This is a genomic window from Polynucleobacter sp. AP-Melu-500A-A1 (genome assembly GCF_018882125.1).
Taxonomy (GTDB): domain Bacteria; phylum Pseudomonadota; class Gammaproteobacteria; order Burkholderiales; family Burkholderiaceae; genus Polynucleobacter.
Window position 1 is genome coordinate 209,650 of record NZ_JACVOZ010000003.1, and the last position, 26,116, is coordinate 235,765.

The 26,116-nt window shown below is 43.8% G+C and carries 20 protein-coding genes; 5 read left to right on the plus strand and 15 right to left on the minus strand.

The window, feature by feature from the left end; translation table 11 throughout:
- Positions 1-20: 20 nt before the first annotated feature.
- From ICN38_RS07595 to ICN38_RS07615, 5 genes are all read right to left on the minus strand, one after another.
- A complete protein-coding gene (locus tag ICN38_RS07595) occupies positions 21-1,028 on the minus strand; it encodes a chlorophyllide a reductase iron protein subunit X (RefSeq protein WP_216256469.1) in 1,008 nt (335 codons plus the stop codon).
- Positions 1,025-1,972, minus strand: coding sequence for a chlorophyll synthesis pathway protein BchC (gene bchC / locus ICN38_RS07600; protein WP_216256470.1), 948 nt, complete (start codon positions 1,970-1,972; stop codon positions 1,025-1,027). The genes ICN38_RS07595 and bchC overlap by 4 nt, the downstream gene beginning before the upstream one ends.
- A 152-nt stretch (positions 1,973-2,124) precedes the next feature.
- Positions 2,125-3,252: a methyltransferase gene (locus ICN38_RS07605; RefSeq protein ID WP_216256471.1), complete on the minus strand. Its 1,128-nt coding sequence runs from the start codon at positions 3,250-3,252 to the stop codon at positions 2,125-2,127.
- Between the two features lie 38 nt (positions 3,253-3,290).
- Positions 3,291-4,193: a polyprenyl synthetase family protein gene (locus ICN38_RS07610; protein ID WP_216256472.1), complete on the minus strand. Its 903-nt coding sequence runs from the start codon at positions 4,191-4,193 to the stop codon at positions 3,291-3,293.
- 10 nt (positions 4,194-4,203) lie between these two features.
- The gene (locus ICN38_RS07615; protein WP_216256473.1) at positions 4,204-8,022 is read right to left on the minus strand and encodes a magnesium chelatase subunit H; all 3,819 of its coding nucleotides are present in this window, start codon (positions 8,020-8,022) and stop codon (positions 4,204-4,206) included.
- Between the two features lie 253 nt (positions 8,023-8,275).
- Here ICN38_RS07615 and bchI point away from each other — a divergent pair, with 253 nt between their 5' ends.
- Together bchI and ICN38_RS07625 are read left to right on the plus strand one after the other, a co-directional pair.
- Positions 8,276-9,322: a magnesium chelatase ATPase subunit I gene (bchI, locus tag ICN38_RS07620; protein ID WP_216256474.1), complete on the plus strand. Its 1,047-nt coding sequence runs from the start codon at positions 8,276-8,278 to the stop codon at positions 9,320-9,322.
- 10 nt (positions 9,323-9,332) lie between these two features.
- Positions 9,333-11,261 carry a magnesium chelatase subunit D gene (locus tag ICN38_RS07625; RefSeq protein ID WP_216256475.1) on the plus strand — a complete coding sequence of 643 codons (1,929 nt, stop codon included), beginning with the start codon at positions 9,333-9,335 and terminating at the stop codon, positions 11,259-11,261.
- Here ICN38_RS07625 and bchO read toward each other — a convergent pair.
- Both bchO and ICN38_RS07635 read right to left on the minus strand, forming a co-directional pair.
- The gene (gene bchO, locus ICN38_RS07630; protein ID WP_216256476.1) at positions 11,258-12,109 is read right to left on the minus strand and encodes an alpha/beta fold hydrolase BchO; all 852 of its coding nucleotides are present in this window, start codon (positions 12,107-12,109) and stop codon (positions 11,258-11,260) included. The two genes, ICN38_RS07625 and bchO, sit on opposite strands and share 4 nt — an antisense overlap.
- 3 nt (positions 12,110-12,112) lie before the next feature.
- Positions 12,113-13,039 carry an alpha/beta fold hydrolase gene (locus ICN38_RS07635; protein ID WP_216256477.1) on the minus strand — a complete coding sequence of 309 codons (927 nt, stop codon included), beginning with the start codon at positions 13,037-13,039 and terminating at the stop codon, positions 12,113-12,115.
- Between the two features lie 61 nt (positions 13,040-13,100).
- Between ICN38_RS07635 and ICN38_RS07640 the strand changes: the two genes are divergently transcribed.
- Positions 13,101-14,084 (plus strand): protochlorophyllide reductase, encoded by a 984-nt coding sequence (locus tag ICN38_RS07640; protein WP_216256478.1) that lies wholly within the window; start codon positions 13,101-13,103, stop codon positions 14,082-14,084.
- A 9-nt stretch (positions 14,085-14,093) separates the two neighbouring features.
- On the opposite strand, the gene bchL is transcribed toward ICN38_RS07640, so the two are convergent.
- The 6 genes from bchL to ICN38_RS07670 all read right to left on the minus strand — a co-directional run bounded on the left by bchL (position 14,094) and on the right by ICN38_RS07670 (position 19,792).
- Complete coding sequence (gene bchL / locus ICN38_RS07645) at positions 14,094-14,978, minus strand: ferredoxin:protochlorophyllide reductase (ATP-dependent) iron-sulfur ATP-binding protein (protein ID WP_370624391.1); 885 nt, start codon at positions 14,976-14,978, stop codon at positions 14,094-14,096.
- Positions 14,979-15,036: 58 nt separating this feature from the next.
- The gene (gene bchB / locus ICN38_RS07650) at positions 15,037-16,602 is read right to left on the minus strand and encodes a ferredoxin:protochlorophyllide reductase (ATP-dependent) subunit B (protein ID WP_216256480.1); all 1,566 of its coding nucleotides are present in this window, start codon (positions 16,600-16,602) and stop codon (positions 15,037-15,039) included.
- Complete coding sequence (locus tag ICN38_RS07655; RefSeq protein ID WP_255562770.1) at positions 16,599-17,897, minus strand: ferredoxin:protochlorophyllide reductase (ATP-dependent) subunit N; 1,299 nt, start codon at positions 17,895-17,897, stop codon at positions 16,599-16,601. Before ICN38_RS07655 ends, bchB begins: the two co-directional genes overlap by 4 nt.
- Positions 17,898-18,181: 284 nt before the next feature.
- On the minus strand, positions 18,182-18,385 hold the full coding sequence (locus ICN38_RS07660; RefSeq protein ID WP_216256481.1) for a hypothetical protein: 204 nt from the start codon (positions 18,383-18,385) through the stop codon (positions 18,182-18,184).
- Between the two features lie 125 nt (positions 18,386-18,510).
- Complete coding sequence (locus ICN38_RS07665; protein WP_216256482.1) at positions 18,511-19,485, minus strand: NAD(P)-dependent oxidoreductase; 975 nt, start codon at positions 19,483-19,485, stop codon at positions 18,511-18,513.
- A 7-nt stretch (positions 19,486-19,492) separates the two neighbouring features.
- Complete coding sequence (locus ICN38_RS07670; protein WP_216256483.1) at positions 19,493-19,792, minus strand: hypothetical protein; 300 nt, start codon at positions 19,790-19,792, stop codon at positions 19,493-19,495.
- 23 nt (positions 19,793-19,815) lie between these two features.
- Here ICN38_RS07670 and ICN38_RS07675 point away from each other — a divergent pair, with 23 nt between their 5' ends.
- Positions 19,816-21,588: an ABC transporter transmembrane domain-containing protein gene (locus ICN38_RS07675; protein ID WP_216256484.1), complete on the plus strand. Its 1,773-nt coding sequence runs from the start codon at positions 19,816-19,818 to the stop codon at positions 21,586-21,588.
- 171 nt (positions 21,589-21,759) lie between these two features.
- Positions 21,760-22,707 carry a 4-hydroxy-3-methylbut-2-enyl diphosphate reductase gene (gene ispH / locus ICN38_RS07680; RefSeq protein WP_216256485.1) on the plus strand — a complete coding sequence of 316 codons (948 nt, stop codon included), beginning with the start codon at positions 21,760-21,762 and terminating at the stop codon, positions 22,705-22,707.
- Positions 22,708-23,014: 307 nt separating this feature from the next.
- On the opposite strand, the gene guaA is transcribed toward ispH, so the two are convergent.
- Positions 23,015-24,622 (minus strand): glutamine-hydrolyzing GMP synthase, encoded by a 1,608-nt coding sequence (guaA, locus tag ICN38_RS07685; protein WP_216256486.1) that lies wholly within the window; start codon positions 24,620-24,622, stop codon positions 23,015-23,017.
- Between the two features lie 24 nt (positions 24,623-24,646).
- Positions 24,647-26,110 (minus strand): IMP dehydrogenase, encoded by a 1,464-nt coding sequence (gene guaB / locus ICN38_RS07690; RefSeq protein ID WP_216256487.1) that lies wholly within the window; start codon positions 26,108-26,110, stop codon positions 24,647-24,649.
- Between the last annotated feature and the right edge of the window lie 6 nt (positions 26,111-26,116).

The following is a 26,116-nucleotide window of genomic DNA, read 5'->3' on the forward strand; positions in this document are numbered from 1 at the left end:
GCAGATTGCTCTCTATATATTTAGGCTTGATCGTAAATAACTTCGAGTGTTTTCTTAACGACTACATCTTTACCCATCATGTCTTTTACTGTTGCTGGCTTAAGAACAATATCGCGACCAGTCACTTCTGAAGAGAACAAGCCCAACAACTCATCTTGAGTTAATGGTTTAGGACGCACTGGTGGCGCTTCTGAAACGTTGGTAGCAAGCTCTTCAAATAGCGGGGCCCACTGCGTACCAGGCTGACCAATAATTTCATAGCTAGCACTCTTACGTCGAATATCTTCATTCGCAGGAATAGCTGCTAATACTGGAATACCGGCCTTTTCAGCAAAAGCCTGTGCTTCGCCTGTGAGGTCATCTTTATTGATCACCATACCTGCTACACCAACATTGCCACCTAATTTACGGAAGTACTCTACGGCTGAACAAACGTTGTTAGCAACATAGAGAGATTGCAAGTCGTTACTCGCCACCACAATGACCTTTTGGCACATATCTCTAGCGATTGGTAAACCAAAGCCACCACAGACCACGTCTCCTAAAAAGTCGAGAAGCACATAGTCAAAGCCCCAGTCGTGGAAGCCCAGTTTTTCTAGAGTTTCAAAACCATGAATAATGCCGCGCCCTCCGCAACCTCTTCCGACTTCTGGACCGCCAAGCTCCATCGCGAATACGCCATCACGAATAAAGCAAACATCACCAATAGATACTGACTCACCAGCTAATTTTTTCTTTGAAGAGGTTTCAATAATAGTTGGGCAGGCTTTACCACCGAACAAGAGTGAGGTGGTGTCACTTTTAGGGTCACAACCGATCAACAATACTTTCTTACCTTGTTGAGCCATCATGTAAGACAAATTGGCAAGCGTAAAACTCTTGCCAATACCACCTTTGCCATAAATTGCAATGATTTGGGTTTCTTTAGTCACTGGACCAGTAGAAACTGGATCCGGTTCGATAGCAGCCTCTTTTTTTAGATCCATAAACTGTATAGTTGCTGTTGCTGGGATGCTTGATGAACTCATTGCAGATTTCTCCAATCTAGAACCATTTTTAAACAATCAATATTGTTAAAAGCCGTGTGATAAGCGGCATTCGCATCATTCGGTGAGGAACGATGCGTAATCAAACCATCCAAACTTAATTTACCTGACTCCACTAAATCTTTAATTGCAACTAAATCTCCAGGTGCCCACTGTGCTGCGATACGAATACGCACTTCACGCATAAAAGCCTGCGGGAATGAAAAAGAAATCGTGTCATAAAATCCTGCCAAAACAATTTCGCCGCCTGGATTAAGGCAACTAATTAAGGTGTCAACCAATTTGGCATCACCACTGACATCTACTATCGTTTTATATTTTTTGAGTTGATCATCTTTTGGATCAATGACGTCATAACCGACAGCGCCCTCTCGGCGGCCTTCATTGGTCTCCCAAACTACTGGGCGCTTACCTTTGGCCACTGCAATACGGGCAATCAAGCGACCTAATACGCCATGTCCAACAATTAAATCTGGTTGTTCTTGTCCAGGTCCAGAAGTGACGTGATATCCAGTAGCAGCTAAAGCAAAGAGAATTGCCTCCTCACCTAAATGATCATCAATAGTAATCACGCGATTACTATCCACAATCACTCTCGAGGCTGCACCACCAAACAAACCTTTAATCTCGCCGTAGCATTTCGCTCCGGGAACAAATACTCTTTGACCTACTTTGAGTGTGGAGTCTGCGCCTACCTTCACTACTCTACCTACAGATTCGTAACCAGGAACTAAGGGATAGCCCATGCCAGGAAAGTTGGGCATTTTGCCTGTCCACAATAATTTTTCTGTGCCAGTGCTAATACCACTCCACTCCATATCAACCAAGATATCGATTGGGGTCATGGGCGTTAATTCCAGATCAGCAAGAATGACGCTTTCTGGCTTTTCCAGCACAATTGCCCTTGTTTGATACTTATCGGCCATATTTCTTTACGTGCTCTATTTCTTATCAAATGTGTAAAAAAATGTTTACACAATAGTTTTTAATCCTTAATTGCCCGCTTGTCATCTAGGGGTTTTCTCTACTAAATGGAGTATTTTTAGGGCCCTAAATAGAGGTTTTTTTGTGCTGAGCTTTATACACTAGGAGTGCCAGGTTTATTGCACTGCAATATTTGTGCATTTAATGGCATATAAGAATTTAATAGTTCAATTCCGGTAAAGCCTGCTTCACTTAATAAGCCTCTTATCTCTGCCTCAGTTCTTGGTCTTCCTCTGCCCATTGCAAGTAGATAAAAACCAAAATAGGCATGGCCCATCGCCTCAAAACCCTTGGTCTCAGCCATAGGTTCTGCAAGCAATAAAGTACCGCCGGGATTCAGGGCATCAAACACATTAGCAAGCAACTGCTTAACTCGAACATCATCATGATCAAAAATCACTCGAACTAGAGTTGCCAAGTCGCAACCCTTAGGCAGGGGATCTTGGAAAAAGTTACCCCCTACTGCATGCGCTCTATTTGATAAACCAATTTCATTAAAGTGGGCGTTTGAGAGCTCTGCTACCCCAGGAATATCAAACAAGGTAAACCGGAGATGAGGGTAATGACCAGCTAATCTTTTAATAAAAGCGCCCTGACCACCACCAATATCAAGAACATGTTGATGTTTGTTCATTGAATAGGCATCAATAATCTCATCCGTTACAAGGGATTGGGTATGGGCCATCAATTTGGAGTAATCAGCTACCTTTTCAGCGGACAAGTTTTCTGGCGCAGCGCCCTGTGCTTGGGTGATATAGGGCCAATACTCATTCAGTGAAGCAGAGCTCGTATCTCCCTGTAATAAAGCCATTGGATCTGAGAGATCACGATAAAAATCAGCATGATGCTTGACCATCTCCAAAATAGCGACATTTCCAACTAAGGGAGCGCTCATCATGCTGAGCGCATAACGATCATCATTACGCTTGACCAATAACTTAATAGCCACTGCAGCGTCTAATAAGCGCCTCAAGCCTGCAGGTTTTAAGGGGATTTGTTTTTGTAGGTCATTAAAGCTAAGGGCACCGTTAGCCAAAATATCAAACAGATTGACTTGAGTGCAGGCTAATAGGATTTGCGTATAAACAAAGCCCGCCATCAAATCAAAGATATCGGAAGCTTGCTTTCTAACTAACCAACGAGTGAGTGGAAAGCGTATAGCCCAACGCTGAAATCTGGGTGAGGCAATAAGACGATTTCGCCAATCGAAGAAAGTATCCATGAATGGCAATTGATAAATTAGAAAAAACAGTGTTGAAATTAAGAATTGCTAGATTGGCGGAATAAAATTTTTCTCTCTTTATCCTTAAACCAATCTGAAGGCACTAGACGCTCAGATTCCTGCCTTACTAGACTACGCAACATTTTCTCGCCTTTGCAATGAGGTATGGAGGCAATAGCTTTTTGGACTAACTCGTCAAAACGCTGTACCGCTCCACTTAAACCCAAATCTTTTGCCGAGCTAGGACGATTATGAGCAACGTCCTGACCTGATGGCTTTCCTAAAACACTTTGGTCAGCAACCACATCACGAATATCATCCGCCACTTGATATGCCTCACCCAGCCACTCACCTAGTGGTCTCCAAGTAGCCGCATCAGCACCAGCAGCTTGGGCACCAGCAGCAGTTGCCGCCTCGAACAAGGAGCCTGTTTTGGCGCGTTGATAGTCATTCAAATCTACTTTTGACTCACACTCCCAAGCTTGACCAGCAACAATGCCATGGGGCGAACCTACGCTAATTGCAATCGTATTGATCAGTGGTGCTAAGCGGAAAATGGAACGTGTTCCAGAACTTGCTATGCATTGAAAAGCTAAAACGATTAAAGCATCACCCGCAAGAACTGCTATGCGCTCTCCATAAGCCGAATGCACAGAAGGTCTACCACGTCGTAACTCTGCATCGTCAAAGCAAGGTAAATCATCATGTACTAAGGAGGCGCAATGTAGTAACTCAATTGCACTTGCGGCTGCATTTGATAAAGCAGGATCATCATCACCACAGGCAGATGCTACTGCCAAGCATAATTGAGGACGAATCCTAGCGCCACCCGGAAATACCGAGTAATGCATTGCTTCCTGCAAGATCTGCGGGCCCTGTTTAGATTGGGACAAGTGAATTGCATCTTCAAGGCTTTGGTTAATTCGTTCTAACATACTCATATTTAGTCTCTTAAGCCGCTAAAGTAACGTTGTCATAAATACCCTCAAGACGATCTTCAAGCTCATCATTTGCTTCTTGCATCTTCTTGAGCATCTCTTCATCGGGCTGCCAGTAGTTTCTTTGTGACGCCTCAGTCAAACGATTGGCTAAACGCGCTGCGGCAGTGGGATTGAGTTTTGCCAAACGTTCACGCATTTCTGGGTTAAGCATGAAAGTCTCTGTAAGTTGCTTATAAACCCAGGGCTGGACTTGCCCAGTAGTAGCTGACCAACCCATAGTATTAGTAATATGCACCTCAATTTGCCGTACACCCTCATAACCACTCTCAAGCATACCTTCGTACCATTTTGGATTGAGCATACGAGTACGAGTTTCTAAAGAAACCTGCTCGGAGAGCGTTCTTACAGCACCCTCACCCTTTGTTTGATCGCCAATAAATACTGGAACATCAGTACCACCCTTAGCACGCTTAACGGCTCTGGTAATTCCGCCTAAGGTATCAAAGTAATTATCAATCGTTGTAACACCTAACTCCATCGAGTCAAGATTTTGATACGTCATTTGCACATCGGACAGAACACTCTTTAACAAAGCATTATTTTGAATTGGTATACCAGCACGTCCAAAAGCAAAACCTTTCCTGCGGGTGTAGGTTTCAGCTAACTCATCTTCCTCTTCCCATACGCTGTTTTCGACCATATTGCTGACGTTAGAACCATAGGCGCCATCTGCATTTCCATAGACACGCAATGAGGCAGTTTCTAAATCACAACCATGCTCTTTTTGATAAGCCAATGCATGCTTACGAATGAAGTTCTGCTCTAGCGGCTCATCTTCTGCTGAGGCTGCCATAAATGCTGCTTCAGCTAATAATTTAATTTGCAATGGTAAGAGGTCGCGGAAGATACCGGATAGAGTAATGACAACATCAATTCTCGGGCGACCAAGCTCACTCAGAGGAATTAATTGCGCACCAGCTAAACGGCCATAACTATCGAAGCGTGGTTTAGCCCCCATCAATGCAAGCGCTTGGCCAATTTGGCCGCCTTCAGATTTCAGGTTATCGCTACCCCATAAAACCATCGCAATAGATTCTGGCAGTGAATCAGTATCTTCTTGGTATTTATCAAGAATACGTTGAGCCTGTTTGGCACCATCTTTTACAGCAAATACACTTGGTATACGGAATGGGTCAAAGCCATGCAAGTTACGCCCAGTTGGCAATACTTCTGGGTTACGCATCACGTCCCCACCGGCAGCTGGACGAATAAAGCGCCCATCTAATGCATCTAACATTCCAGTTACTTCAGTCTCTGCAGACATCAGCTCATTAGACCGTACCATCTTGCCAAATAAATCTTCCAATGTTTCGCGAGTGCCAAGCTCTAATAACTCTGGATGAGCATCAATCACTTTGTCAAACTTCTCACCATTCATCAGCGCCTCAACCACAGCATCTTCTACTGGATGATCCAATGCCACATCAGCCATTGCTTTCAATAAACCAAAGCGTTCGGCCAATGGTGGAACTGCGCCAACTACATGCAAGCCATGAGGAATTAGGGTGTACTCGAGCTCAAGCAATTCATTAAAGAGATTGCTGACGGTATTTTGTAAACCCTCAAGATCCGTTTTATCCCAAACAGGCTCTGCTTCACACAGGTCAATTTCTGCTGCTTGAGCCTGAATCAAATCTCCTAAATCAACGCGCTCCTGATTCGCATCAAGATCTAGTGATCTAAAGCGCTCAATCGATGCTTTAAGATCGGCTAAGCCAGCATATAAACCCGCTTGAGTTACAGGAGGGGTAAGGTAACTAATTAACGTTGCACCTGAACGGCGTTTTGCAATCGCACCTTCAGAAGGATTGTTCGAGGCATATAAATAAATATTAGGTAAATCATGAATTAAGCGATCAGGCCAGCACGCACCACTCATACCTGTTTGTTTACCAGGCATAAATTCAAGAGCGCCATGAGTACCAAAGTGAATCACTGCTGTAGCAGCAAAATCTTCGCGCAAATAACGATAGTAAGCAGAGAAAGCATGGGTCGGTGCGAAACCACGCTCAAATAGCAAGCGCATAGGATCGCCTTCATAGCCAAATGAGGGCTGCACTGAAATCAGTACATTGCCAAATTGCTTGCCAAGAACAAAAATAGAGCTCCCGTTAGAAAGTTGCTTTCCAGGAGCTGGGCCCCATTGAGCCTCTATCTCCTTTAACCAAGGTTCGCGACGTACATGATCATCCACGGGAATCAAAGTGTGGACATTGGCATCTGAACCATACTGCTGAGCATTGCCTTTTAAAATTGAATCGCGTAACTCATCTACAGATTCTGGAACATCGACGGTATAGCCGCGTTCTTTCATGCCAAGCAATAAATTATGAACTGATTGAAATACGCTTAAGTAAGCAGCGCTGCCAATATTTCCAGCATTGGGTGGGAAATTAAATAGTACAATGCCCACTTTTCGAGCAGCCCGCTCTGAGCGACGCATATCAACCAACTTACCGACACGTGCTGCCAACATGCCAACACGCTCAGTGCAGGTAAACATATCTTGCGGATTATGATCATCTGTAAAAGAGCAATTTTTATGACAACCATGACAAGTTGAACCAGAGGCTCCAGGGCGTCCACCATAAACCATAGGAATGGTTGAGCCATCTAACTCGGGAATGGCCACCATAATCGTGCTCTCTACTGGAAGCAAACCACGCTCTGAACCACCCCACTGCTCAAGATTTTGAAACTCAACAGGATGAGCGGCGATATAAGGAATATCTAATTTAGCTAGGACCTCTTCAGCTGCGCGGGCGTCGTTATATGCGGGTCCACCCACCAAGGAGAAGCCAGTTAAAGAGATCATGGCATCAATGGTTGGCTTGCCATCTTTAGTGAAGTAATCATCGATTGCTGGACGAGCATCAAGTCCAGCAGCAAAAGCCGGTACAACCTGCAAGCCTTGAGCCTCTAGGGCAGCAATGACAGGATCATAGTGACCGCTATTACCAGAGACTAAGTAAGAGCGCAGTACCAAAAGACCTACCCTGCCACGTGCCTTTGCATCTGGCACCACTGTGGGTAAATCACTTAACTTATTACTGAGTCGGCCCTTCATTCGTGGGTGATACACACCCGAATCAGGGTACTCAACAGGATCTACTGCTTTTGCACTTTTACGTAAAGACTCTCGAGATCCAGAAGCATAACGACTGATCAGATTAGTCATCATGTTGTACATGTTTTCTTGTGACCCGCCCAACCAATACTGCAATGATAAGAAATAAGCCCTTAAATCTTGGGCGGTGCCAGGTACAAAACGCAACATCTGGGGGATGACGCGCAACATCTTCATTTGCTTGGCCCCAGCAGTGGAGCTCTTACTATTACCGTCCTTATCTTTTGCACTAGGACGAAGCTTCTTCAACATAGCCATCAAACCACTGGCTGGCTGACTCATGTCGAGTTTGCCAATTTTTGTTAACTTAGTAACGTCTCCTGCGGACATGGCACACACCATGGCATCGCAGTGCTCTCGCCTTGCTTTAAGGTCATCTAAAATCGGTAAATAGTGATCCTCCAAAAATAGCATGGTGGCAATCACAATATCGCCAGTAGCAATGTCTTTTTTGCACCTGAGTAAATGTTCTGGATTACCTGCAAATTCGCTAGCTGAATGGATAGTAAGACTCGCCCCAGGAATAGTTTTCTTTAGATCCTCATAAGCGCGGTTTGCGGCGCTATTTAGATGGGTATCCATCGTGACAAGCACTAACTTAATAGGCTCATTCAAGTTGGAAGATTTATTTTGGGCTGACATTCAAATAATGTTTTATTAAAAAGTTTTACTTTCAACAATTTTGACTTTTTATCTTGGACTCATTCTTGAAGAATCCTACATTACTGTCAACTAAAATTGACACTTATTTCACTTGAAAACTATCGCTTAAGGGTATGTCCTAATAAAATCTCAATACCAGTATATTTAAACCATTAAGTACTTTAAAAGTAGTTTGCTGCAATGCAATAAGTTGGCTTAAATCGATTGAATTAAAAAATTTCAAGGAATCTGAATGGCGCGTAATTACCCTTTCTCCGCAATCGTTGGGCAAGAGGATATGAAATTGGCAATCTTGATTGCAGCACTCGATTCCAGTGTTGGCGGCGTGCTTGTGATGGGTGACCGAGGTACAGGCAAATCCACCGCAGTTCGTGCCCTCGCAGCATTGCTGCCTGAGATGAATACGGTTCAAGATTGTGTATATGCCTGCGATCCAAATGCGGCAACAGGGACATGTCCGGTCTGCGATGAACTTCGGGGCAAATTGAAGATTGGCGGAAAACTCAAAACCATTAAAAAACCAGTGCCGGTTGTTGATCTGCCATTAGGTGCTACTGAAGACAGGGTGATTGGCGCACTAGATATTGAAAAAGCACTGAGTTCTGGGGAGAAAGCATACGAGCCTGGCCTACTGGCTAAAGCTCATAGAGGCTTTCTCTACATAGACGAGGTCAATCTTTTAGAGGATCACTTAGTCGATTTATTAATAGACGTTGCTGCCTCTGGAGCAAACGTGGTGGAGAGAGAGGGTTTAAGTATTCGCCACCCTGCTAAATTTGTCTTAGTGGGCAGCGGTAATCCTGAGGAAGGCGAACTCCGCCCTCAACTACTCGATCGTTTTGGTCTTGCGGTAGAGGTCAAGACGCCTCAAGAATCAAAATCTCGCGTTGAGATTATTAAGCGACGCGATGAGTTTGAGCGTAATCCCACGAAATTTATGGAAGTATGGGAAAAAGAAGATGAGCTCATTCGACAACAAATTCAGGCGGGCAAAAAGAAGTTACCGTCCGTCAAAGTAGATGACGCCATGCTAGAAAAAGTGACCCAGCTTTGTAGCCATCTTGGCACCGATGGCTTGCGCGGCGAACTAACCCTCCTTAGGGCGGCGCGGGCTTATGCAGCCTTATGCGGAAAAAATCATGTCACGATTGAGCATCTGAAAAAAATTGCAGTGCCTGCTTTACAACACCGCCTTAGACGTAATCCACTAGATGACTCCAGTTCTGCAGTTAGGGTCAGGCGAGCTTTAGAAGAATTGTTTCCCGAAAAAAGTAAGTAAGCGTCTTCTTTTGGAAAATCAAGAATATACCCAAGAAATTAGTAAGAGCGCCAAACTCGAAACGTGGTTACGGGCACTCCAGGTTGCTCAGCTCTTAGTGATTAATCCGCATGGCTTGGGGGGCGTTATTTTACGAGCACGCTCTGGCCCAGTCAGAGATCGTTGGCTTGCTTATCTTTATGCTGTCGCTCAATTAGGTGGGATGCGCATGCCATTGCGCAAAATGCCCCTTGGTATTTCTGATGAAAACCTGATTGGCGGAATCGATCTCGATCAAACATTACGGAGCGGCAAAGCTGTTCTCAGGCAGGGATTGCTAGCTCAATCTGATCAGCAGTTATTACTCATGCCAATGGCAGAGAGAATTGAAGTAGGCGCAATCGCAAAAGTAGTAGGCGCTTTAGACAATGGATTTATTGCGATTGAACGCGATGGTCAAAGTCGAAAAATTGAAAGTCACTTTGGCGTTATAGCCTTAGATGAAGGCATCGAGGATGACGAACAAGCAAATGAAAAAATTCGGCAAAGGACGGCGTTTCTTTTGAATCTCGATATCCTCGGATGGAGAGATTTACCCGAAACAGACGATGATTTTCTACCCGATGCTCAATCAATTGAATATGCACGAGAAAACTTTGCAGACGTAACTGTCAATGAAGATAGTCTCAATGCATTGGTTGGTGTTGCAGAACAGTTAGGTGTGATATCGATACGCGCACTGAGCTTAGCAATCCAGACAGCTAAGTGTTTGGCTTCGTTTGATAGAGAAGATCAAGTCACCAGCATGCACTTGCAACGTGCAATTGCTTTGGTCCTATCCCCGCGTGCCACGAGAATGCCACAGAGCGCGCCCCCTGAGGAGGAGATTCCACCTGAATCAGATGAACAAGCAGAGAATGAACAAGATCCATTAGATCAAGAACCACTTCCTCCACCGCCAGAATTGTCTCCACCAGATCCTACTGATAATCAGAATAAGGAAGAAGAACAGGAAGATCGGGAACCAGAAACTGAAGAACAAAATCCGCAAGCGCTGGAAGATGAAATCTTAGAATCTGCTCAAGCAGCAATTCCGGCCGACCTCTTGGCTCGCCTTGCTGATTTGGCTCAGCTTAAAACACCCAAAGGAATGGCTGGTAAGACGGGTGCTGTCAAAGTAGGACGTATGCGAGGTCGTCCCTTGGGCAATATGCCAGGCATGCCGGAGGGTGGCAAAACACTCAGCATCATTGATACCCTGCGTGCTGCTGTTCCTTGGCAAGGTGTTCGTCGAGCAGAAATGAAGGCGGCTGGTAAATCCATTCCTCATGGAAATATGATCATTCGCAAAGAAGATTTTCGAATTAAACGCTATCAAGAACGCACTCAAACATTAACGATGTTTATCGTAGATGCCTCAGGCTCTTCTGCGATGCATCGCCTAGCTGAAGCTAAGGGTGCCGTGGAACTCCTCTTGGCAGAATGCTATGTGAGAAGAGATCAAGTAGCCGTGATGTCATTTAGAGGAAGTACTGCCGAGCTAGTCCTCGCCCCCACTCGCTCACTGGTTAGAGCAAAGCGAGCATTAAGCGGTCTTCCTGGTGGAGGTGGAACTCCTTTATCTCGCGCTATTGATGAGTCTTTTGAAATAGCTAGCGCATCGATGAGGAAGGGTCTGACGCCTGCTTTAGTCTTCTTAACGGATGGCCGCGCCAATATTGCTAAAGATGGCTCTCCAGGAAGGCCAAAAGCAATGGCAGATGCTCAGCAGTCAGCGCGTTTTGCATCTCTTCATTCCTTTAAGAGTTTGTGGATTGATACTTCACCCCAAGCTAGAGATGAGGGTAAAGCAATGGCAGCTATGCTCGGCTCGATGTACCTGCCGCTTCCAAATGCAGGAGCAAATGAGGTATCTCAAGCAATTATGCAAGGCCTTAAAAAGACTCGGCCACTAAGCTAAGGCAGTCCCTTGAGAATTAGTTGTGCCACCTTGACTGGCTCTAGCTCATGCATGATGTGACCCCCATCCCACTTCAAAACCTCTGCAGTTGGAAAGTAATCCCGAATAATTTTCTCTAATGGTTTAGCTGGTATCCAAGCATCCTCGCTACCCAGTACACAAATTAATTTACCGTGATATAGATTTGCTTCTTTTAGAACTTTTTCAATATCTGCTGCTGCCATAAAATTCATGGAGCCTCGAACGTGGTCTGAGCGCTCGAAGAGTTTTCGATAATAGACTCTACGAGCCTCCGGCAAAATGGTATTGGTTGAGTCTAGAAGTTTATCTACCATTCCTAAGCTAGGTGACAATGAAGCAAGCAAGCTAGAGAGTGTTGAGGACCGGGTGATTGGACCTAAGAGCGGTCCAAAGAAACTGGTGTACACAGGTGGTGGCGGTATAAAAGAAGGATTCAAAGCAATCACTAGCTTAGGTGGTTTTGAAGCGGCCACTGCAAAACGCAGCGCTAGTGGTGCTCCAGCAGAATGTCCCACTACGATAGATGGCGACTCAATACCTAACTGATCTATTAATACCAGTAATGAGCGTGCTATTTGATCAAGCGTTAAGTCTTCTAATTTTGCGCCCAAGGTATATGCATGACCCGGCAAATCTGGAACTAGGACTTGCGCATGGGATTCTAATAAAGGAATAATGTCCGACCAAGAATGGGTTGAACTGCCAGTGCCGTGCAGTAGCAAAACCACGGGGCCTTTACCTGTCAGCTGAACATGCCAATCTAAATCCCCAACAGAAACAATTCTGCTGTGTTCTCGATTAGGCCAATCTAAGGGAATTCGTTTCATTGCTTATAAAAACTCTTTAAGTGCGGCAAGGCCGATTATCGGCTGCTCTTCTTGCGGTAAGTGGCCAATATTAGGTAAGGATACTCTTTTGGCATTAGGCATCACCTTCAAATACTCATTTGAATTTGCAATGGGAATAAAAGCATCTTTTTCACCCCAGATTAATAAAGTAGGTACTTTGATTGTGGCTAATAATGGCACTGGATCTTGCAAAGTAGTTTGCTCCATACGAGCTAGGATTGCCCCCCTTACACCAGGGGCCAGCATCAGATCGTAATAACGCGTCACTAAACCATCATTTAACGTTGTTGGATTAGCGTAAGCTGGCTCAAGGTTCATCGCTAAAAAAGTTTTAGAAAAGAAATAGCGATAAAGCTGAGCAATTTTTGGAATATCTGGTTTTTTACCATACTCGATTCCAGGACTTGCATATCCATCAGGAGATATGAGCACTAACTTGCTGACCTGATCCGGATAACGCGCTGTAAATTTCCAAGCAAACTTTCCGCCCATAGAATTACCCACCAGCACTACCTTTGGAATCTTCAGCTCTTTCAAGAAGGCCTCTAAGACTTCCACACTTCTCTCATCGGTATAGATGCCACTAGGATCCTCTCCCGTTAATCCAAAGCCTGGCAAGTCAACAGAAATCACACGGTATTCAGAGCTTAATTCCTTAGACCAAGCGTCCCATGTGTGCAAACTGGCACCAAAGCCATGCAAAAATAAAATTGGTGTTGAATGTTTAGAGGGTCCAGTATCTTGATAATGAATGTTGACCCCCAATGCGCTGACATAAGCATTTTTAGGTGAGCCATATATCTTTTCTAAATCTGCTTTAGACTTATCGGGAGTCCATAGATAGAGAGCAGCAATCAATATAGAGATCATTAATACCAGCACAATAATCTTGAACGCTTTTAGGATCATCAGGACGCGCCTTAAAATAACAATAATGAATTTTCACCAAAACTAAGACTGTAATAGAGAAATGAATTCAAATATTAATCAAGCTCTGGCCATTATTACCGGAGCCTCCTCAGGAGTTGGTTTATATGCCGCTAAGGCTCTGCTGGCTCGAAATTGGCGACTGATTCTAGCTGTTCGAGATCCCCAAAAAATGGAGCTCGCTGCCAAGGCACATCAGTTTGATTCAAGCCAATATGAAATCTGGCAACTAGACCTTGGAAATCTCGATAGCGTCAAATCATTTGCACAACGTTTTAATGATAGCGGCCAAAAGCTCAATGCCTTGCTCTGTAATGCTGCAACGTACTTGCCACTCTTAAAAGAACCAGCGCGCTCTCCTCAGGGATTCGAGATCAGCGTAGCTACAAACTATTTTGGACACTATGTATTGAGCAGAATGCTACTAAATCATCTAGTACAAACTGCCCAAAAGCATGAGCATGCACGCTTGATTACATTGGGTACAGTAACGGCAAATTCAGAAGAATTCGGTGGCAAAGTTCCTATTCCCGCCCCTGCAGATATTGGTGCTTTAGAGGGCCTATTGGCCGGCTTTAAAGCGCCGATTGCGATGATTAACGGAAAAGCTTTTAAGCCAGGCAAGGCCTACAAAGATAGCAAGTTGTGCAATATGATCATGAATCGAGAACTACAAAAAAGATATCACTCCAGCACTGGAGTGATCTTTAATACTTTATACCCAGGATGCGTAGCACAGACAGCCCTCTTTAGAGACACCCCGCCACTCTTTCAAAAAATATTTCCCTGGTTTCAGAAAAACATTACCAAAGGCTATGTCAGCCAAGAGCTTGCTGGTGAAAGAGCCGCGCAAGTTGTTGCTGATTCACACTTTACCCAATCAGGCGTTCATTGGAGTTGGGGCAATCGCAACTCGGCCATTAGAGAACCTTTCGCCCAAGAACTTTCCATGAAAGCCAAGAGTGAAAAATTAAGCAAAGACCTTTGGGACATTACAGCCAAGCTAGTAGATATGCCGAGTGATTAAAAAAGCTTCTTAATCAAAACCTAGCAAATCAAATATATCCCTATCCTTCATTGGAACCGAAGGTAGTGGATCAGTTCCAGCCCAAAGTGCCGCTGCTAAGCGCATGTACTCTTGCTGAACTAGTTCAAGCTCAGGTGAGTACTCCATCTCAAATAAAGTTGATTTCTTAAGACGGCTACGACGAATCACATCCAAGTCTGGAAAGTGAGCCATCGTTTTTAATCCGACTTGTTCATTAAATTTATCGATTTGGTCGGTATCTTTACTACGATTAGCAATCACACCCCCTAATCGAACGTTATAGTTTTTCGCTTTTGCTCCAATTGCTTGAATAATACGATTCATCGCAAAAATAGAATCAAAGTCATTTGCAGTGACAATCAGTGCGCGATCCGCATGCTGCAGTGGCGCAGCAAAGCCACCACAAACTACGTCGCCTAAAACGTCAAAAATCACGACATCGGTATCGTCCAGCAAATGATGCTCTTTTAGGAGTTTCACAGTTTGCCCAACAACATAACCTCCACATCCAGTACCTGCTGGAGGTCCGCCTGCTTCTACGCACATGACACCGTTATATCCTTCATACACAAAGTCTTCGACGCGCAACTCTTCTGAATGAAAATCTACCTTCTCCAGCACATCAATCACTGTAGGCATGAGTTTTTTCGTCAAAGTGAAGGTTGAATCATGTTTCGGATCGCAACCAATCTGTATGACGCGTTTTCCTAGTTTAGAAAAGGCTACTGATAAGTTTGATGAGGTGGTGCTCTTACCAATACCGCCTTTGCCATAAATCGCAAAGACCTTAGCCTTACCAATTTTTAAATTAGGGTCAAGCTGTACCTGAAGACTGCCCTCGCCATCAGGCGGCGCACTGCGAAAGTCTGAAATGGGGATATTAATTTCTTTCATTTTTTCTTGCTTTCACGTTTTGACTTAATGTCTATATTTAACTTTTAAAGTGTGCTTTTGCATCATACAAAGTTTCCAAACTAATACTCAAAAGGCCTTGCTCAACTGCATATCGTTCGGTATTTCTTCTAGCCTTACCTCTTACAAAAAAAGGAATTTTATTAAGTTCTTTTTCTGCATCCGTTTCCCAAGCAGGATCTCCAATCTTGGCAGCAGTCATTGTAGGCGCTTGTTCTAAGACCTCTTTTCCAGGTCCTGAATGACCAAGATGCGATGGCATCGCACCATCATGAAATTCAAAATCGCCCTTAAACATGCCAATCAAATGCTCCTCTAAGCCCATCATCAATGGATGTACCCAAGAATCAAATAAGACGCAGGCGCCTTCAAATCCCATTTGCGGGGAATAACGTGATGGAAAATCTTGTACGTGAACTGGTGATGAAATCACTGCACAAGGAATCTTCAAACGCTTAGCAATGTGGCGCTCCATTTGCGTACCCAAGATCAATTCGGGCTGAAGCTCTGTAATTTTTTCTTCAACCTCTAAATAATCATCCGTAATCATTGCTTCAAGCCCTAATTCAGCGGCGGCCTCTCGTACTTCACGAGCTAATTCACGGCTATATGTTCCCAAACCTACTACTTTGAAGCCCATTTCATGAGCAGCTACTTTTGCAGCAGCTATTGCATGGGTAGCATCGCCAAAAATAAATACTCTTTTATTAGTGAGGTAGGTTGAGTCTACAGATAAGGCATACCAACGTGCTTTTGATGACTTACTAAATTCTTGGATATCGCAATCAATACCTGCAAGCTGGCACACTTCAGCGATAAAAGCTTGAGTACCTTTAAACCCTATGGGGATGACTTTTGTAGAAGGCTGACCAAAATTTCTGGTCATCCAAGTAATTGCTGTATTTGCTGTCTCAGGATATAAATTGACATTAAAGTCAGCTTCATGCAAACGTGCAATATCTGAGGGATCAGCACCGAGTGGTGCAACCACATTCACTTCAATTCCCAACTCACGCAATAAGCGAGAAATTTCTTCGACATCATCCCGATGACGAAATCCCAATGCTGTAGGACCTAAAATATTGCAAGTCGGCTTTGTGCCAGGCGCTCTAGCAGAACGTGTTTGACCTGGCGCTAGAACAAATTGCTGGCCAAGTAAACGTACCATCTGATAAAAGGTCTCTGCTGCGCCCCAGTTCTCTTTCTTTTGATATGCTGGTAATTCAAGCGGCAGAATGGGAACAGGTAAATCAAGAGCGGCGGCCAATCCACCCGGATCATCTTGAATGAGCTCTGCAGTACACGAAGAACCCACCATCAATAAATCCGGCTTAAAACGGGCATATGCCGTTCTGGCAGCATCCTTAAAAAGCTCGGCTGTATCACTACCTAAATCCCGTGCCTGAAAAGTAGTGTAAGTAACAGGTGGTCTTTTTTTCATCCGCTCAATCATGGTGAAAAGAAGGTCAGCATAAGTATCACCCTGGGGTGCATGTAAAACGTAATGCACCTTTTCCATGGCTGTTGCAACTCGCATTGCGCCAACATGGGGTGGGCCCTCATAAGTCCACAATGTTAACTTCATGCTGTCTCCACCATCATGAGCTTATTTTTTCTAGTTAAAGGGCGAGCAAATAGCTCTGCAAGATCTGCTGCTTGGTTAAACCCTTGGATAGGCGTGAAAACGAGTTCAATCGACCACTTGGTAGTGAAGCCCTCCGCTTCTAATGGATTAGCTAAACCTAAGCCACAGACAACCATATTCGGTTGTTGAGCGCGACAACGATCTAATTGATTCTCTACATTTTGCCCCTCAGACAACTGCGTTTTTGGATCGAGCATTGCCAACTCTTCCGCCATATGCTGACGATGTAAATATGGAACACCGACTTCCATCAAGCTCATGCCAAGCTCCCGATTTAAGAAGCGAGCTAGTGGAATTTCTAGCTGGGAATCTGGAAAAAAGAAAATGGATTTGCCTTGCAAGACATCCCGATGAGGCTCAAGTGATTTTTTGGCGCGATCTCTTTGTGGTGCAATCACTTTTTCAAAGACATCCTGTGAAATACCCAAAGCTGTGGCTGCGGCTAAGAACCATTTTTCTGTGCCTTCCACACCCAACGGAAAGGGTGCGGCAATTCTGCGGGCCCCTAAATTATCTAAAAATCTAGCGGTATCAGTCAAAAATGGCTGAGCCAACAAATACTGGGTCTTGGGCCCTACATTGATTTTCTGCGTAGATTCTCTGGGCGGGAAAAAAGCATACGACTTGAGGCCTAGATCTTTAAAGATCCGGCTAAATTGATCTTCAACAACATCAGCCAAACATCCAACCACCAATAGATCAACTTCTTCAGATGAATTCGACTTAGGTAGGTCCTGCACTAAAGCAGCTAAACAAGCATCTTCCCCTTGGGTAAAGGTTGTTTCAATACCGCTTCCTGAATAATTGAGAATACGCACATTGGGCGCAAATGTTTTACCAAGGCGTTGCGCTGCTCTCGATAAATCTAACTTTATGACTTCTGAAGGACAAGATCCTACTAAGAATAGTAGTTTGATATCAGGACGCCGCTCTAATAACTGCTTTACTACTTTATCTAACTCATCATTTGCATCAGCAAGCCCTGCTAAATCACGATCATCAATGATTGCTGTGGCAAAACGTGGCTCTGCAAAAATCATTACCCCAGCAGCAGATTGAATCAAGTGAGCACAGGTACGAGAACCCACCACCAGGAAGAATGCATCTTGAATTTTGCGGTGCAACCAAATGATGCCAGTTAGACCACAGAAAACCTCTCTTTGGCCACGCTCTTTTAAGGGCTGGAAATTGATTGGCTGGGAATCAACCATCGCTTCTTGGGATACAGAATTCAATTCTTACCTCAGACTTTGCTATAAGAAATGAATAGAAAATTGAAATGGTCAGTCTTTAAACCAATTTCAGAAATGGGGTCAAGCAAAAAAGGATTCATACAGCAAAACAGTTAATCATTAGATGCCTTAGTAAAAGCCTCTTAAGGGGTTTTAGATATAAGTGTTTACACCGATTAAAGGGGTTTAATCGGGCCTAGAGATAGCGGGAGGGCTATTTTGAGTCCAAAGAAAAAGCCCCAAATACTTCAAAATCTTGGGGCTTTTAAATAGTTTGGGATCAGCTTTTATCTCTGTGACTTGAGTAATGCCTTGAAGGTAAGGCCACTCAGAGCTAAGGCAATTCCCAATGAAACTAAAAACATTGCAATTTTAGATTGGGTCTGACCTGTAGGAAAAATCAGATAAAAGGCAAGCGTAATACTGACGACCATTCCAAAAAATCCTGCAATTTTAGAAATCCGATCTTTCATATCATGGAATTTATACATGTCCGACATCCTTTCGAGGTTTATATCTTCTGCGCATAGGAACATCAATGAATGATTACTCATTTATTAGGAAAACTTTAAACGCGGTCATTGTTAGAGTCAAGATATCTAGGGTAAACCCTTGACTAGCTCGTATTTTTCTCTATTTCAAGCATGCCAGCTTCTATGTCGAAGATTGGTGCATAAGCTAACTGATCTTGAGCCTTCTGAATAGAAACAGAAAAAGGATGCGCCATTAAATGGACCATTTCCCTGATTAATGGGGGATCCCCATGAAGCGGTAAGTATTTCCAACCATTTTCTGTAAAACGCGCTAGAGGTCTGGCAAGAGAGCGCGATATGGATAACGTAGGTACTTTGTACTGACCCGCATTCAGTCTCATCGTCATCCATTTTCTAAATTGAATGGGCGCCCCATCGCTGATAAAAAAACTTTCTTTATTGGTTTGCGATAACAGCGCTTTTTTGACCGCTTCACAAAGATTTTGAATATAGCAAGTAGAAAAGAGATAGTCCCCCTGGTCAAACCAGCCAAACTTATTCTGGTTAGAAGCCTTACCTAAGCTCTGATCTACTAAGTCACCCTTACCCCAAATGGAGGCAGGTCTAAGGCTAATAGTGTGTAACTGCTCATCTCCTGCATCAAGAACTAAATGCTCCGCTTGGAACTTGCTATGGCTATAGGGGAATTGCTTGAGAGATGGCAAAGCCCGAGATTCTGAAACATTGAGGTTCTGACTCAATGGACTTTTAGCAACTGAGGCATCACTCATGTAAATGAATTGCTTAACGCCTGCCTGCCTCGCAGCCTCTAAAATATTTTTTGTCATGAGTACATTAGTCTCAAGAAGAGATTTTTCTGAATCCCATAGTCTCATCTCGGCTGCACAATGAATCACGCTATCGATATCCTGCAGGCGATTAGATAAGCCTTGGATATTGTTTAAGTCGCCTGACCAAACTTTCAAATGATTCTGGGGGTTGATCATAAGCAAACTTGGTGAACGATAGTGGCCAACAATCTCGTGTCCTGCTGCTATTAATGACTGGATCAAATGGCTTCCCACAAAACCGCTGGCGCCAGTCAAAAAGATCTTCATTGATTACTCATTTACCGAACATCTGACCAAGAAACATAGCAGATTTTCCATAGTAATAGGCAGTAGCTAACAATACTTTTGGTGAAAGGGAAAGAATCGTGAGAAGAAGCAGAATCAGAAAGGACCAGTGCCGCGTTGACCCATAACCCGCTAGTATCAAGAGACCTAGAAAAATAAGCTTGCGTACTTGACCGCGAGGAAGCCAAGGACTTCTTTTGTATAAGGGGTCTTTATTAGTCGTAGAGCTTTGGCCTGTCATCTTTCTGATATCACTAAAAATACGAATCTCATCTAAGTGAACTATCATAGATAATTATTAGAGATTCTTCAATGACCAAGCAGAGCAACAAGACAAATCCGAGTGGGTTTCGTACCTTAGCAGCACTGATCCCTTTTTTGAAGCCATATAAAAAGCAATTTATATTGGCAAGCTTTAGCTTAGTACTCGCTGCAAGCGCTACATTAGCTGTCCCCTTCTCCTTTAGGCAAATCATTGATTTGGGCTTTAACGCCGATAGCGGCAATCAAATCAATACGACTTTTTTAATCCTATTTATGGTTGCTTGCCTAGTAGCGCTAGGAACGTCGCTTCGTTTTTATATGGTGTCTTGGTTGGGCGAAAAAATTACAACCGATATTCGTGCGGCAGTCTACAGTCACGTCATCAAACAAAGTCCAGAGTTCTTTGAATCTACCCATAGCGGTGAAATACTATCCCGCCTAAATACCGATACGGTTCTGATACAGACATTAATTGGTACTAGCGTCTCCATGGCAATCAGAAATATGCTTTTGCTAGCGGGTGGCTTAGTCATGATGTTTATTACTAGCCCAAAATTATCTGTACTCATTTTCGCCACCCTACTACTCACTATTATTCCAACTGTAATCATGGGTAGACGCGTTAGAAAGCTATCCAGAAATTCCCAAGATAAAATTGCTCATGCATCCGCCTTAGCAGGAGAAAAATTAAATGCAATCCCCACTATTCAATCATTTACAAATGAAAAAATAGAAATCAATCGGTTTAATCAATACATTAAAACCGCCCTAGATGCAGCCATTACCAGAACAAGAGCGAGGGCCTTACTCACTTTTGTTGCCATTTTATTTGGCTTTACCAGCATTATTTTAGTTCTCTGGCTTGGCGCCTATGCCGTCATGGACAAACAAATTACCGCTGGAGAATTGTCTCAATTTATTTTATATGCTGTGATTGTTGCCGGGGCCATAGCTGGCATCTCTGAAGTAATAGGAGATACTCAAAGAGCCATAGGCGCAAGCGATCGCCTTCTAGAGCTCTTGAGTGTTCAGTCTTCTATCCAAGATCTATCTATCGTGAAATCAGCTCCTAAGGTCAATGCAGCCGGTATCGGAGTAGAAATACAAAATCTTAGTTTTCACTATCCATCAAATCAAAATAATGTTCTGTCGGATGTTTCTCTCGAGATTCAACCTGGTGAAAAGGTTGCTATTGTTGGTCCATCGGGTGCTGGTAAGACTACCCTTTTTCAACTATTACTCCGCTTCTATGATCCAACGAGCGGAGAAATTCTATTTAATGACATCAATATTCGGGATCTTCAACTTGAGGCACTCAGAAAAATGATTGGTGTTGTACCACAGGATATTGTGATTTTTTCAGACAATGCCATGGAAAATATTCGCTTTGGCAGAATGGATGCTACTGATGAAGAGGTTCTATCTGCAGCCCGCCTTGCAATCGCAGATGAATTCATTTGTAAGCTGCCAGAGGGTTATCAAAGCTTCTTAGGCGATCGAGGAATTCGTTTATCTGGAGGACAAAAACAGCGGATTGCAATCGCAAGAGTCTTATTAAAAAATCCAGCCCTATTACTTCTGGATGAAGCAACGAGCGCATTGGACGCAGAGTCTGAATTACTAGTTCAGCGCGCTCTCGAAGCGGCCATGGAAAGTCGGACCACGCTTGTGATTGCTCACCGACTTTCGACAGTAAAGAAAGCCGATAAGATTTTTGTAATTGAAAATGGAAAGATTGTCGAAACTGGCACCCATGCTGATCTAATTTTACGAAGTGGTCTTTACTCCCGCTTAGCTAAATTGCAATTTACCGATCAATAATCTGGCATTACCTTCAACTTAAATCATGAGTGACTGAGATTTAACCATTTTTAGGGTTTATACCGATGAACATCAGTGTGAACAACAAGTAAAACTAAAGAACATAGTCTCAATTTTTTTGCTTTTAAAGTGTCCATCAAATAGAAATCATTTTTTGGTTTTCATTAATTAATGCCTTTATCACCCATCAATCAGCCTACACAAATTTTTTTAGCTCAGCCAAGAGGTTTTTGCGCCGGTGTTGAAAGAGCAATCACGATTGTTGAAGAGGCTTTGAAAAAATATGGGAGCCCAATCTATGTCAGGCACGAGATTATTCACAATGCCTACGTTGTAAAATTTTTCGAGGCAAAAGGGGTTGTTTTTGTGAATGACGTGTCAGAAGCCCCCGAAGAATCTATTTTGATCTTTAGCGCTCATGGTGTAGCTAGAGCAGTTAAGAATGATGCTCAATTTCGTAAACTAACCGTTTTTGATGCAACTTGTCCATTAGTTTCAAAGGTGCATGCTGAAGTGATTCGCTTAAATGCGAGTGGTTACCAAATCATTATGATCGGCCATCTTGGACATCCAGAGGTTGAAGGGACCATGGGCCAAATTGATGCTCCGGTTTACCTCATAGAAAAAGTGGCTGATGTTGAGACATTAAGATTTAAAGAAGATGAATTGCTCGCATACGTTACTCAAACCACCCTATCGGTAGATGAAACCTCTGAAATCTCCGCCGCTCTGATAAAAAAATATCCCCATATTCATTCACCTAAGAAACAGGATATTTGTTATGCCACTCAAAACCGACAGGATGCTGTTAAAGCAATGCTGCCTTTAGTTGAGATCGTGATCGTCGTTGGCAGCCCAAATAGCTCAAACTCTAAAAGACTTCAGGAATTGTCATTAAACAGACAGGTCCCAGCGTATTTAGTAGATCATCCGCTACAGATTAAATCCGAATGGTTTACTGGAGTTAAAAATATCGGTATTACTGCTGGTGCATCCGCTCCTGAAGAATTAACGGCAAAAGTTATCCAAGCAATTAAAACATTTTCAAAGGGTGTAGTGCTACCGATGACAGGTATTAATGAAAATATCAACTTTTCTTTGCCTAAGGGATTAACTTAGGCATTCAGCTAGCCTCTATTTCTAGTAAATAGAAACCTAATGAGGCATGACAACTGCTTACATTGAAAATTATCTATTGAATCTTTTGCAGATTGAGCCTGAAATAGTGGCTAAGAAATAGATTGCCATTCCTATAGCAAAGACGAAATAATCGCCAGTGTTGAAAAAATATAGTAAACCTACAATCGTTATGCCAAGAGCAAGAACGGTGATTATTGTTTTAGCAAACATGTGGATTCCTAAAATTGTTTTTTAATATTTAGCTATATTAAGACAAAAAAGAATTTACTGCATTTGAGCGCGGATTTCATTCCCACTCTATTGTTGCTGGTGGTTTGCCACTGATATCGTATACCACTCGATTAATACCACGCACTTCATTAATAATACGATTTGAAACTTTGCCAAGCAGCTCATGGGGTAAATGTGCCCAGTGTGCCGTCATGAAATCTTGAGTTTGAACTGCTCTCAGCGCCACTACATATTCATAAGTTCTGCCGTCACCCATTACGCCAACAGACTTCACCGGTAAGAAGACGGCAAAGGCTTGGCTTGTTAAGTCGTACCAAGACTTTTGACTAGCTTCATCAATCGTATTACGCAATTCTTCAATAAAAATAGCATCAGCACGTTGAAGTAAGTGTGCAAATTCTGCCTTTACTTCGCCTAAGATGCGAACACCCAAGCCAGGGCCTGGGAAAGGATGGCGATAAACCATCTCTCTTGGTAAGCCCAAAGCAACACCGAGTTCGCGTACCTCATCTTTAAAGAGCTCACGTAAAGGCTCAAGTAATTTAAGATGCATATCTTCGGGCAGGCCGCCCACGTTATGGTGGCTCTTAATAGTATGTGCACCCTTCTTACCTTTACCGGCTGATTCAATGACGTCCGGGTAAATAGTTCCTTGAGCAAGCCATTTAGCATTCTTGATCTTTCCAGACTCGGTTTGGAAAATTTCAACGAATTCTTTACCAATAATCTTTCGCTTCGCTTCGGGATCTGCCACGCCCGCTAGCTGGGACATGAATGTATCTTTTGCATCTACGCGAATCACCTTCACACCAAGGTTGCGAGCAAACATTTCCATCACCATGTCGCCTTCATTCAAACGAAGGAGTCCATGATCAACAAACACACATGTCAATTGATCGCCAATGGCACGATGAATCAAAGCCGCAGCAACACTAGAATCAACACCGCCAGATAAACCTAGAATCACTTCCTCATCACCAACTTGCTTGCGAATATTCTCAACCGCTTCGCTAATGTAGTCACCCATCACCCAATCAGGTTTACATTGACAGATATCATGGACAAAGCGCTCAATGATTGCAGTACCTTGAATAGTATGTGTTACCTCTGGATGAAATTGGAAGGCATAGAAACGGCGCTCTTCATCAGCCATGCCGGCTATCGGGCAAGATTCAGTGGAGGCCATCATCTTAAATGCTGGGGGTAAGCTTGTTACTGAATCACCATGACTCATCCACACCTTCAGGATGCCGTGACCTTCGCTGGTAGAAAAGTCTTGAATGCCTTTGAGTAGAGCAGTATGCCCATGCGCGCGGACTTCTGAATATCCAAACTCGCGAGCCTTCCCCAGTGACTCAGCAGAAGCAACCGCACCACCCAATTGTGTTGCCATTGTTTGCATGCCGTAGCAAATGCCCAATACGGGAACACCTAATTCAAAAACAATTTGGGGGGCGCGAGGACTGCCGTCATCCGTTACCGAGTTAGGGCCACCAGAAAGAATGATGCCTTTTCCGCCCTGCTCCTCTATGAACTTGCGTATGAATTCTGGATCGCAATCATAGGGATGAATCTCAGAATACACTCGCGCATCGCGCACACGCCGGGCAATTAATTGAGTTACTTGTGAACCAAAGTCGAGTATCAGTATTTTGTCGTGCACGAATAAAGCAATCTTATTTAAGTCTTAATCAATATGGTAATTTGGCGCTTCTTTAGTGATCTTCACATCATGCACATGGGACTCGCGCACGCCCGCAGAGGTGATTTCCACAAAATTGGCTTTCTCATGTAACTCATCAATCGTTTTGCATCCGAGGTAACCCATGGAAGAACGAATACCGCCAGTGAGTTGATGCAAGATAGCAAGAACGCTACCTTTGTAAGGTACTTGTCCCTCAATACCTTCAGGTACCAGTTTTTCGGCATTTGCAACAATCTCGTTTTGAAAGTAGCGATCAGCAGAACCATCCGCCATTGCGCCTAATGAACCCATGCCGCGATAACTCTTATATGAACGGCCTTGATATAAGAATACTTCGCCCGGTGCTTCTTCAGTACCAGCAAATATGCCGCCCATCATGACTGAGCTTGCACCAGCTGCTAATGCTTTAGCCACATCACCAGAGTAACGAATACCACCATCGGCAATCAATGGAATACCGGTACCCTTGAGTGCATTGGCAACATTTACAATCGCTGTTATTTGCGGAACACCTACCCCAGCAACAATGCGGGTGGTGCAAATAGAACCAGGACCAATTCCCACCTTCACGCCATCAGCGCCATGGTCAGCCAATGCTTTGGCAGCATCGCCCGTAGCAATATTTCCGCCAATCACTTGCACTTGTGGATAGGTTTTCTTAACCCACTTAACCCGGTCCAAGACACCTTGACTGTGGCCGTGGGCAGTATCAACTACGATCACATCGACACCCGCCCGAACTAAGAGCTCAATGCGCTCATCATTATCAGGACCTACGCCTACTGCAGCACCAACACGCAACTTGCCCTCACCATCCTTACACGCATTAGGATGCTCAGTTGCTTTCAAAATATCCTTTACGGTGATAAGGCCGCGCAATTCAAATTTATCATCGACTACCAACACGCGCTCTAAGCGATGTTGACTCATCAAGCGCTTCGCTTCTTCTAGGGTGCAGCCTTCTTTTACAGTAACCAAACGCTCACGCGGAGTCATCTTAGTTTTTACAGGTGCATCTAAGTCTTCTTCAAAACGCAAATCGCGGTTGGTAATAATTCCAACGACTTGTTTACCAGTCAGAACAGGAAATCCTGAAAAGCCATGTTCACGAGAAAGCTGAATGACTTGACGCAAGGTGACATCCGGACCAATCGTAATGGGATCGCGCAGAACGCCAGATTCATAGCGCTTTACTTTTGCCACTTCACGCGCTTGCTCAGCTGGCGTTAAGTTTTTATGAATGATGCCAATACCACCTTCACTTGCCATGGCGATAGCCAAACGACCTTCGGTGACGGTATCCATCGCTGCGGACACCAATGGTGTATTAAGAGAAATATCTCGAGTTAATTTACTTGCCAGACTGGCATCTCGAGGAAGTACCGATGAATAGGCCGGTACGAGGAGCACATCGTCAAAAGTGAGTGCTTTTTGAATGAGTCGCATGCAAAA

Excerpts from the sequence above, each read along its gene's own strand:
- ICN38_RS07605 (WP_216256471.1), bottom strand. The coding sequence starts at position 3,252 with ATGGATACTTTCTTCGATTGGCGAAATCGTCTTATTGCCTCACCCAGA.
- ICN38_RS07665 (WP_216256482.1), bottom strand. The coding sequence starts at position 19,485 with ATGAAGATCTTTTTGACTGGCGCCAGCGGTTTTGTGGGAAGCCATTTG.
- ICN38_RS07640 (WP_216256478.1), top strand. The coding sequence starts at position 13,101 with ATGAATTCAAATATTAATCAAGCTCTGGCCATTATTACCGGAGCCTCC.
- bchO (WP_216256476.1), bottom strand. The coding sequence starts at position 12,109 with ATGAAACGAATTCCCTTAGATTGGCCTAATCGAGAACACAGCAGAATT.
- ispH (WP_216256485.1), top strand. The coding sequence starts at position 21,760 with ATGCCTTTATCACCCATCAATCAGCCTACACAAATTTTTTTAGCTCAG.
- ICN38_RS07595 (WP_216256469.1), bottom strand. The coding sequence starts at position 1,028 with ATGAGTTCATCAAGCATCCCAGCAACAGCAACTATACAGTTTATGGAT.
- ICN38_RS07660 (WP_216256481.1), bottom strand. The coding sequence starts at position 18,385 with ATGTATAAATTCCATGATATGAAAGATCGGATTTCTAAAATTGCAGGA.
- bchI (WP_216256474.1), top strand. The coding sequence starts at position 8,276 with ATGGCGCGTAATTACCCTTTCTCCGCAATCGTTGGGCAAGAGGATATG.
- ICN38_RS07635 (WP_216256477.1), bottom strand. The coding sequence starts at position 13,039 with ATGATCCTAAAAGCGTTCAAGATTATTGTGCTGGTATTAATGATCTCT.
- guaB (WP_216256487.1), bottom strand. The coding sequence starts at position 26,110 with ATGCGACTCATTCAAAAAGCACTCACTTTTGACGATGTGCTCCTCGTA.
- ICN38_RS07675 (WP_216256484.1), top strand. The coding sequence starts at position 19,816 with ATGACCAAGCAGAGCAACAAGACAAATCCGAGTGGGTTTCGTACCTTA.
- bchC (WP_216256470.1), bottom strand. The coding sequence starts at position 1,972 with ATGGCCGATAAGTATCAAACAAGGGCAATTGTGCTGGAAAAGCCAGAA.
- bchB (WP_216256480.1), bottom strand. The coding sequence starts at position 16,602 with ATGAAGTTAACATTGTGGACTTATGAGGGCCCACCCCATGTTGGCGCA.
- ICN38_RS07670 (WP_216256483.1), bottom strand. The coding sequence starts at position 19,792 with ATGATAGTTCACTTAGATGAGATTCGTATTTTTAGTGATATCAGAAAG.
- ICN38_RS07615 (WP_216256473.1), bottom strand. The coding sequence starts at position 8,022 with ATGTCAGCCCAAAATAAATCTTCCAACTTGAATGAGCCTATTAAGTTA.
- ICN38_RS07610 (WP_216256472.1), bottom strand. The coding sequence starts at position 4,193 with ATGAGTATGTTAGAACGAATTAACCAAAGCCTTGAAGATGCAATTCAC.